Below are 8,003 nucleotides of genomic sequence, written 5' to 3'. Positions count from 1 at the left end.
TGTCCTGTTGAATTGACTCTTCAATCCCATTCAGTATTTATAAGTAGAGGAGAAATAGTGAATCAGAAACCTTTCTTTAAAATAACGGAAGACGATTTATCTCAATTTGCCAGTCCGGTATTCGTGACTTTTGGTGAAACCATGGTTCGGGATACCCCGGCAGATAATGAACGACCAGAACGCACGCGGCAGGTTCACCTTTCCATGGCAGGGAGTGAATATACCCTGGCGATGGGACTCAGCCGCCTTGGGATGCCTGCTGAATATATTACCCGGGTTCCGGATAATCCTTATGGTCGCGCGCTGCGAAATATTGCCCGCGAAAATGGTGTTCTGACCGATCATTTTGTGTGGGCACCCAAAACTGAACCCATTGGACGTCTGATCTATGAAATTGGTCGCACCCCCCGCAAGAATACCGGTGTTTACCAAAGAATGTACTCTGCGGCTTCAAAGTTGGATGCAGGTATGGTTGATTGGCCATCTGTCTTGAAGAATGCCCGGCTATTTCATACCTCCGGAATCACCTTTGGCTTGGCAAATCACAGTGGGTACGATCGTAATTTCAATTATGAGGCCTTTAAAGAAGCGATGTCCGCCAAACCAAATGACTGCCTGGTTGGGATGGATTTCAACTACCGCCCGACCCTGTGGTCGCCGGATCAGGCCCGAGAATTAATGACGCCAATTGTGTCTGAACATATCGACATTTTTATCACCACAATTGAGGATATGGCTCGTTTATACGACATCGATTGTGGCCAGTATTCGGCCAAACAGGTCGTCGATGGCGATATGGGACGACTGGAAGATGATGATATTCAAGCCTTCGCCCAGAAAGTGATGGAACTCTTTGATGTCAGGATTGTCGCCATCACCATCCGCTATCCCGACACCTTTGAACAGCATCGTTGGGAATCAGCCGCCATAGATTCGGATGGGTTTTTCTTCCGCTCCCCTGAGGTGAAACCAATCACGCTCTGGGATCGGTTGGGCGGCGGCGATACCTGGAATGCTGGATTTTATTATGGCTTACTGACCGAAGATTTTAGCCCCGCCGGGTTGACCAAAGGTGTTCTGGTTGGTGATGCCGCCACGCGCATCAAACAGACCCTGATGTTCGATCTGCCACTGATCGATAAAGCCGAAGTCGAATCCTTAATGAAAGCCGATGCCTTTGGAGGCGGAAAGCGTACCTCTCGATAGATCTGTTTCCGGTCGAGGATTAGCAGGAGACTTGTTCTGGTCCAAAGCATAATTGATTGAAGACAAGAGCCGTGGTCCAATTTTTATTTATTAATAGGAGATACCAATGAAGAAACACGAAAAACTAGCCATCATTCGCGATACCGGCATCATCGCCATTATGCGGGCCTCTTCATCCGATCAATTGATTACTGCGGCCGATGCCATCAAGGCAGGTGGGGTCAGGGTAATCGAAGTCACCATGACAACGCCCGGAGCTTTAAGCGTTATTGAAAAAGCCAAAGCCAGATATGGAGATGATGTTCTTTTTGGCGCAGGGAGTGTGCTTGATCCGGAAACTGCTCGATCTGCCATCCTGGCCGGAGCTGATTTTGTGGTCGCACCTACGCTGAATCTTGCTATGGTGGCCTTGTGCAATCGCTATAGTATCCCCGTGATGCCCGGTTGTTACACTCCCACTGAAGCACTTACTGCCTGGGAAGCAGGTGCTGATATGATCAAGCTCTTTCCAGCCAGCTTTGGAGGTGCGTCCCTGGTCAAGGCGATGTTGGCGCCCCTGCCTCAACTGGAGATTGTCCCCGTTGGTGGAGTTGACCTCGATACCGCTGCCGATTTCATCCGTAAAGGGGCTGCAGCCCTTGGGGTTGGGAGCAGTTTGGTCAACCAAAAATTGCTGGATGAGGGGAACCTCGATGAGTTAACCCGCCGGGCAGAGAAGTTTATCCAGGCAGTTAAAAACGGTCGTTCTGGGTAGGAAGATTTTTTATATTTACCGTGGAGCATTTTATATGAAAATAGAAAAAGTGGATGTTTGGTTGGTGGAAGGGATCAAATATAACTGGACACTTCTGCGTATAACCACAGACAATGGTTTGACAGGCGTTGGGGAAGCCACAAACTGGCCAGGCAGCCCGCTGGTCTATCATGCCGCCAAACATCTTGGAGAACGGATCATTGGTTTGGACCCAAGCCGTATAGACTATATCTGGTCCAAACTCTACCGCGATTTGAATTGGCTTGGACCAACAGGTGTGATGATGTGTGCCATGTCTGGGATCGATATGGCATTATTAGACCTGAAAGCAAAATCTTTGGGAGTTCCTTGCTACGAGTTATTGGGTGGGGCATTTCGCAAGAAAATCCTGCTTTACGCAAATTACTGGTTTATCAAAGGTGGTCACAACCCTGAAGATTATGTGTGGCAAGCCAAAGAAGTTGTGGCTCAAGGGTTCACAGGGTTAAAGTTTGACCCATTTGCACACACCAATTACCTTTTTGGAGATGACCTCAGTTCCAATTTGACCCTGACATCGGCCCAGGAAGATTTGGCCTATGATATTGTTCGGGCTGTTCGGGAAACTGTCGGCCCGGATGTTCAACTTGCGATCGAAACCCATGCCATGCTCAGCATGCCCACAGCTCTTCGCATGGCTGAGCGTCTGGCTCCCCTTAATATGATGTGGTACGAGGAACCTGTAGGCCCGGAATCAGCCAATACCCTGAAATATTTTCGTGAGCGAACCAACGTCCCGATTTGTGTGGGAGAGCGACACTACAGTCGCTGGGGTTTCCGTCCTGTTTTGGAGCAGCAGCTTGTGGACTATATTATGCCTGATATCACCCGCTGTGGTGGTCCCAGTGAACTGAAGCGCATCGCCACAATGGCCGAGACATATAATATCCAGGTCGCTCCACATAACCCCAATGGACCTCTATCGACCTTGGCCAGTGCCCATGTATGCGCCTCCATCCCTAATTTTTTCCGCCAGGAATTTATGTTCACTGATGTCCCCTGGAGAGATACCGTTATCAGCCGCCCTCTTAATATCAAGGATGGTTATTACATTTTGGATGATACACCTGGATTAGGCGTAGACCTTGTTGATGAGGTCATGGAAGCACATCCGGGGATCACGGAAATGAAACCAGGTTTTTACGTCTAAAGTAGGGCGAGGCTCCTTTATGAAATTATGGCAATCTGATCAGGAATTATTTGAACTGGCTCGCCGGGAATTATTTACGGCCGTTGTCGGCGATATTATGGATACGCTCGGCCTTCAAAAACAATTTTTGCCACCCCAAATACGCCCCTTGCGCAATGATATGGTCCTCATCGGTCGTGCAATGACGGTTTTGGAAGCAGATGTTTTTTCCGCAGAAGTGGAAAATTCTGCCAATTCACTGATGGCAAAACCATTTGGATTAATGCTCGAGGCGTTGGATGATTTGAAAGCCGGAGAAGTTTACATATGCACGGGAGCATCTCCGACCTATGCGCTTTGGGGGGAGTTGATGAGTGTCAGGGCAATCCAATTGGGTGCAGCCGGAGCAGTTCTGGATGGGTACGCCCGTGATACGGACGGGATTCTGAATCTCAATTTCCCGGCCTTTTCATACGGTTCCTATGCCCAGGATCAAGGTCCACGCGGCAAGGTAATTGATTTTCGGGTGCCTCTGGAAATCGGTGGGGTCAAAATCATGCCGGGCGATATTGTTTTTGGCGATATCGATGGCGTTTGTATCATTCCGCAAGAGGCTGAAGAAGAGGTGTTTGTCAAATCTGTCGAAAAGGCACGCGGTGAAAAGCTGGTCCGTAAAGCGATCGAGTCAGGGATGAGTGCCGCTGAGGCCTTTAATAAATTTGGAATTATGTAGGGCATAGCTTATGTCTCTGAAAATCGATTTGAGCGGAAAACGAGCTTTGGTCAGTGGTGTGTCCAGTGGCATTGGGAGTGGGGTTGCGCGGATTTTAGCCCAGGCAGGTTGTGATATTTCGGGATGTGGATTAGATGAATTTGACTCAGCGGGGGCACAGCATTTTATTGAGTCTGTTGAAAAAGAGGGTGGTATGGCAGAATATTTATCCCTTGATCTGACTGATCCAGGAGAAATTGAGCGATGGGTGAATACAGCCCGATCCACAATGGGGGGGATCGATATTATTATTTCCAACGCGGGCCGCAATATTTTTGAGGGGCTGGAAAATTGCACTAATGCTGCCTGGGAAGAATGCATGAATCTGAATTTGGCTTCGCATTGGCGTTTGGCAAAATCTGCATACCCATATTTAAAGGAAAGTGGGCGGGGCGTTTTTATTATTACAACATCTAATCATGCCTTCAATACAATTCCAGACTGCTTTCCATATAATATTGCTAAAGCCGGGCTGGTGGCCATGGTGCAATCTTTGGCTATTGAGTGGGGACCCCATATTCGCGCAGTTGGCATTGCTCCTGGCTTTGTTGATACACCGGCTGGCCGCAACTGGTTCAACACCTTTGCAGATCCAGATGCCGAGTTAGCCAGAACAAAAGCCTCCCATCCGGTTAATCGAATTTGTTCCGTTGAGGAGATTGGTGCTTTGGCTGCTTTTTTGGCCAGCGAATGGGGGGGATTTATTTCTGGCACTACAATTTTGGCGGACGGTGGTCGCTCCGCTTTAATGCAGGATGGTGAAGGATATGGCAAATATTTGTAGCATTAAGAAAAGTGAATATCATGGCTTTGAATCTTATATTTTAACAAATGGTCATATACAGATTTGTGTCGTCCCTGAGCTCGGGGGGAAAATCACTTCGATTAAAGATTTATCTACCGGGCGGGAGTGGTTATGGAGTAATCCATATTTGCCTAAAGAATCCGTCGTGTATGGGGCATCCTTTATTGAAAAATATGATACAGGCGGACTGGATGAATGCTTTCCAGCAGTTCTTGGGGGTGAATATCCGGATGAACCCTGGGATGGAATCGTTATTCCAGATCATGGTGAACTTTGGTGTCAACCTTGGGAAACCAAGATCGTTGAATCTTCAGCGAAAAAAATAATTCTGACGATGAGTTGCCATGGCGTCCGGTTTCCCTATCACTTTGAACGCACCCTGACAATCTCAACCGAAGGCCCAGTCCTTACGCTTGATTATCAGGTTTGCAATCTTTCAAATTTTGAGATGCTCTTTCTTTGGTGCATTCATCCACTAATAAATATAGAAAAGGGAATGCAGGTGATCTTACCTCCTGAAATTAAAACCCTTCGGCTTGATTCCGGGACGAATAATTTTTTAGGCGAAAGTGGTTCTCAGATAGGGTGGCCGCAGACAAATAGTGCAGATAATCGGCCAATCGATTTGTCTCAGGTGCCAGCCAATAATTTTGGACAGGCATATAAACTTTATACGTATCCCATCAAGGGGGACGCACAGGTTGAGGCGGGTATTATTGATCCAACAGGAAAACATTCATTCATTTTTCGTTTTCAACCAAAGGAAATTACCCATGTTGGTTTATGGATGAATTACGGAGCTTGGTCGGGTAGTGGTTCCGAACCTTACTTCAACCTGGGTCTTGAACCCTGTATTGGCGGTACGGACGGGTTGTCAAACGCAAAAGATATGGGCGAGTATGGAAATTTGCCTGCCAAAGAATCTCGCCTTTGGACCCTGGAACTCTTGGTCACATGATTTTCACCACAAGCGAAAGCCATCTCTTATTATGCATCGCCAAATGATGCATATAACCGCAATATCAAGGATAAAAGGAAAAAATATGTCACAAAATACTTACAATTTCCCGAAAGAATTTATCTGGGGCGCAGCCACTGCTTCGTATCAAATCGAGGGCGCGTGGAATGAGGACGGCAAAGGAGAATCTATTTGGGATCGCTTCTCACATACGCCGGGCAAGGTCAACAATAATGACACAGGCGATATTGCCAACGATCATTATCATTTGTGGCGCAAAGATATCAATTTGATGAAAGAGCTTGGATTAAAAGCATACCGTTTCTCGATTTCATGGCCCCGCATTTTGCCAAAAGGACGCGGAAAGATAAACCAAATAGGAATTGAATTCTACAGCAAACTGGTCGATGGCTTGCTTGAAGCGGGCATTACCCCTTTTGCCACACTATATCACTGGGATCTTCCCCAAGCCCTGCAGGATGAAGGCGGCTGGGAAGTTCGTTCAACCGCCGAAGCCTTTGTTGAATATACCGAAGCCATAACGCGAGCCTTAGGCGATCGGGTGAAGGATTGGATCACCATCAATGAACCAGCTGTCGTTGCCTGGATTGGTAATGATATCGGTGAACATGCTCCAGGTTATCAGGATATGAGGCGCGCTATTCCGGTCAGTTATCATGTGATGCTCGCCCATGGCTGGGCCGTCCCGATCATCCGCAGGAACAGCCCGAATTCAGAAGTGGGTATCACGCTGAATGTAGGCTGGAGGGAGGCCGCTTCAAACTCCTCCTTTGACCTGGATGCCGTCCGAGAAGGGGATGGCAAATGGACGCGCTGGTTCTCCGATCCTCTCTATGGACGCGGTTATCCTGCTGATGTGATCGCGGATTTTGAGAAACAGGGATACCTGCCAAAAGGAATGGATTTTATTAAGGAAGGTGATCTTAATGCCATCGCCACACCCACAGATTTTCTGGGTGTAAATTATTACAACCGCGAGGTTGTCCGTTCAGATGCCTCAGATAATGAACCGCAGACGGTTTTTGAAAAGCCAAAGACTCCCGAAAACTGGACCGAGATGGGCTGGGAAATTTACCCTGAGGGGCTGGCGGGCGTGCTTGGGATGATGTACTTTGATTACAAGCCGCTCAAATTATATGTCACTGAAAACGGCGCAAGCTACTCCACAGCTCCTGATGAAAATGGTGTGGTGAATGATACCTATCGCCTTGATTATTACAAAACTCATCTTGCTGCCGTGCACCGCGTCATGCAAGCGGGTGTGCCCATGGCTGGATATTTTGCGTGGTCGCTGATGGATAATTTCGAGTGGGCCAAGGGATACGCCCAACGCTTCGGTATTGTTTGGGTTAATTTTGAAACACAGGAGCGCATTATAAAGGAAAGTGCCAATTGGTATAAAAATCTTATTAAAAATAATGGATTTTCAGCTCAATCCTAATGAGGAATCTGAAGACAAAATTGAGGATGTTTACGAGGAAGGTTCTCAATTTAAATGTATTGGGCAATAAAGGACAATATAATGATTCTTGACCGCTTCAAACTTGATAATAAAGTTGCCCTCGTTACTGGAGCTGGTCGTGGACTTGGGCAGGGGATGGCAATTGCCCTGGCTGAAGCAGGTGCCGATGTGGCCGGGTTGGGATCCGGCTCCCTGGACGAAACCGCTGCCCGAGTAAAGGCTCTTGGAAGGCGCTTCCTGCCGCTTAAAGTCAATTTACTCGAAGCAAATGCTGATGACCTGAACAAAGTGGTTGGACGGGTGGTGGCCGATTTGGGGAGGCTGGATATTCTGGTTAACAACGCCGGCATCATCCGTCGCGCCCCGGTGCTGGAATTCAGCGAGCAGGACTGGGACGATGTGATCCAGGTAAACCTGAAAGCCGTCTTCCTGCTCTCCCAGGCCGCCGGGCGAGTCATGGTTGAATATGGGCAGGGCAAAATTATCAACATCGCCTCGATGCTCTCCTTCCAGGGTGGCATTCGGGTAGCCTCGTACACCGCCTCAAAAGGTGGCGTGGCGGGCATTACCCGACTAATGGCAAATGAGCTTGCTGCCAAGGGTATTAATATCAATGCTATCGCCCCAGGCTATATGGCTACTGATATTACCGAGACATTGCGAGCGGACCCAGAGCGTGGCCCAGCGATCCTTGACCGTATTCCGGCTGGGCGCTGGGGAAACCCCGACGACTTAAAGGGAGCGGTTATTTTCCTTGCATCTCCTGCGTCAGACTAAGTGAACGGCGCCATTGTGCCGGTAGATGGTGGTTGGCTGACTCGCTAATAAGAACCAGGTCACGGAAAACGACGGAAGAA

8 protein-coding genes are annotated in these 8,003 nt (G+C 48.2%); all 8 read left to right on the top strand.

Features of this window, described 5'->3' with window-relative positions:
* Nucleotides 1-57: 57 nt before the first annotated feature.
* The 8 genes from AC3DOM_RS07550 (at nucleotide 58) to kduD (ending at nucleotide 7,923) form a co-directional block, all read left to right on the top strand.
* Nucleotides 58-1,206: a sugar kinase gene (locus AC3DOM_RS07550; protein WP_487918426.1), complete on the top strand. Its 1,149-nt coding sequence runs from the start codon at nucleotides 58-60 to the stop codon at nucleotides 1,204-1,206.
* A gap of 106 nt (nucleotides 1,207-1,312) precedes the next feature.
* The gene (locus tag AC3DOM_RS07545; RefSeq protein ID WP_487918425.1) at nucleotides 1,313-1,960 is read left to right on the top strand and encodes a bifunctional 4-hydroxy-2-oxoglutarate aldolase/2-dehydro-3-deoxy-phosphogluconate aldolase; all 648 of its coding nucleotides are present in this window, start codon (nucleotides 1,313-1,315) and stop codon (nucleotides 1,958-1,960) included.
* Between the two features lie 34 nt (nucleotides 1,961-1,994).
* A complete protein-coding gene (locus AC3DOM_RS07540; RefSeq protein WP_487918424.1) occupies nucleotides 1,995-3,149 on the top strand; it encodes a mandelate racemase/muconate lactonizing enzyme family protein in 1,155 nt (384 codons plus the stop codon).
* A gap of 19 nt (nucleotides 3,150-3,168) precedes the next feature.
* A complete protein-coding gene (locus AC3DOM_RS07535; protein ID WP_487918423.1) occupies nucleotides 3,169-3,861 on the top strand; it encodes an RraA family protein in 693 nt (230 codons plus the stop codon).
* Between the two features lie 10 nt (nucleotides 3,862-3,871).
* On the top strand, nucleotides 3,872-4,684 hold the full coding sequence (locus AC3DOM_RS07530; RefSeq protein WP_487918422.1) for an SDR family NAD(P)-dependent oxidoreductase: 813 nt from the start codon (nucleotides 3,872-3,874) through the stop codon (nucleotides 4,682-4,684).
* Entirely contained in the window at nucleotides 4,668-5,663 is a 996-nt protein-coding gene (locus AC3DOM_RS07525; RefSeq protein WP_487918421.1) for an aldose epimerase family protein, read from the top strand. Before AC3DOM_RS07530 ends, AC3DOM_RS07525 begins: the two co-directional genes overlap by 17 nt.
* A gap of 85 nt (nucleotides 5,664-5,748) precedes the next feature.
* Entirely contained in the window at nucleotides 5,749-7,125 is a 1,377-nt protein-coding gene (locus tag AC3DOM_RS07520; RefSeq protein WP_487918420.1) for a GH1 family beta-glucosidase, read from the top strand.
* An 81-nt stretch (nucleotides 7,126-7,206) separates the two neighbouring features.
* On the top strand, nucleotides 7,207-7,923 hold the full coding sequence (gene kduD / locus AC3DOM_RS07515) for a 2-dehydro-3-deoxy-D-gluconate 5-dehydrogenase KduD (protein WP_487918419.1): 717 nt from the start codon (nucleotides 7,207-7,209) through the stop codon (nucleotides 7,921-7,923).
* Nucleotides 7,924-8,003: the final 80 nt, after the last annotated feature.

It is taken from the genome of Candidatus Desulfolinea nitratireducens (genome assembly GCF_982879505.1).
The sequence above is the reverse complement of the archived record's forward strand: the minus strand, read 5'-3'. Positions and strand labels throughout refer to the sequence as shown.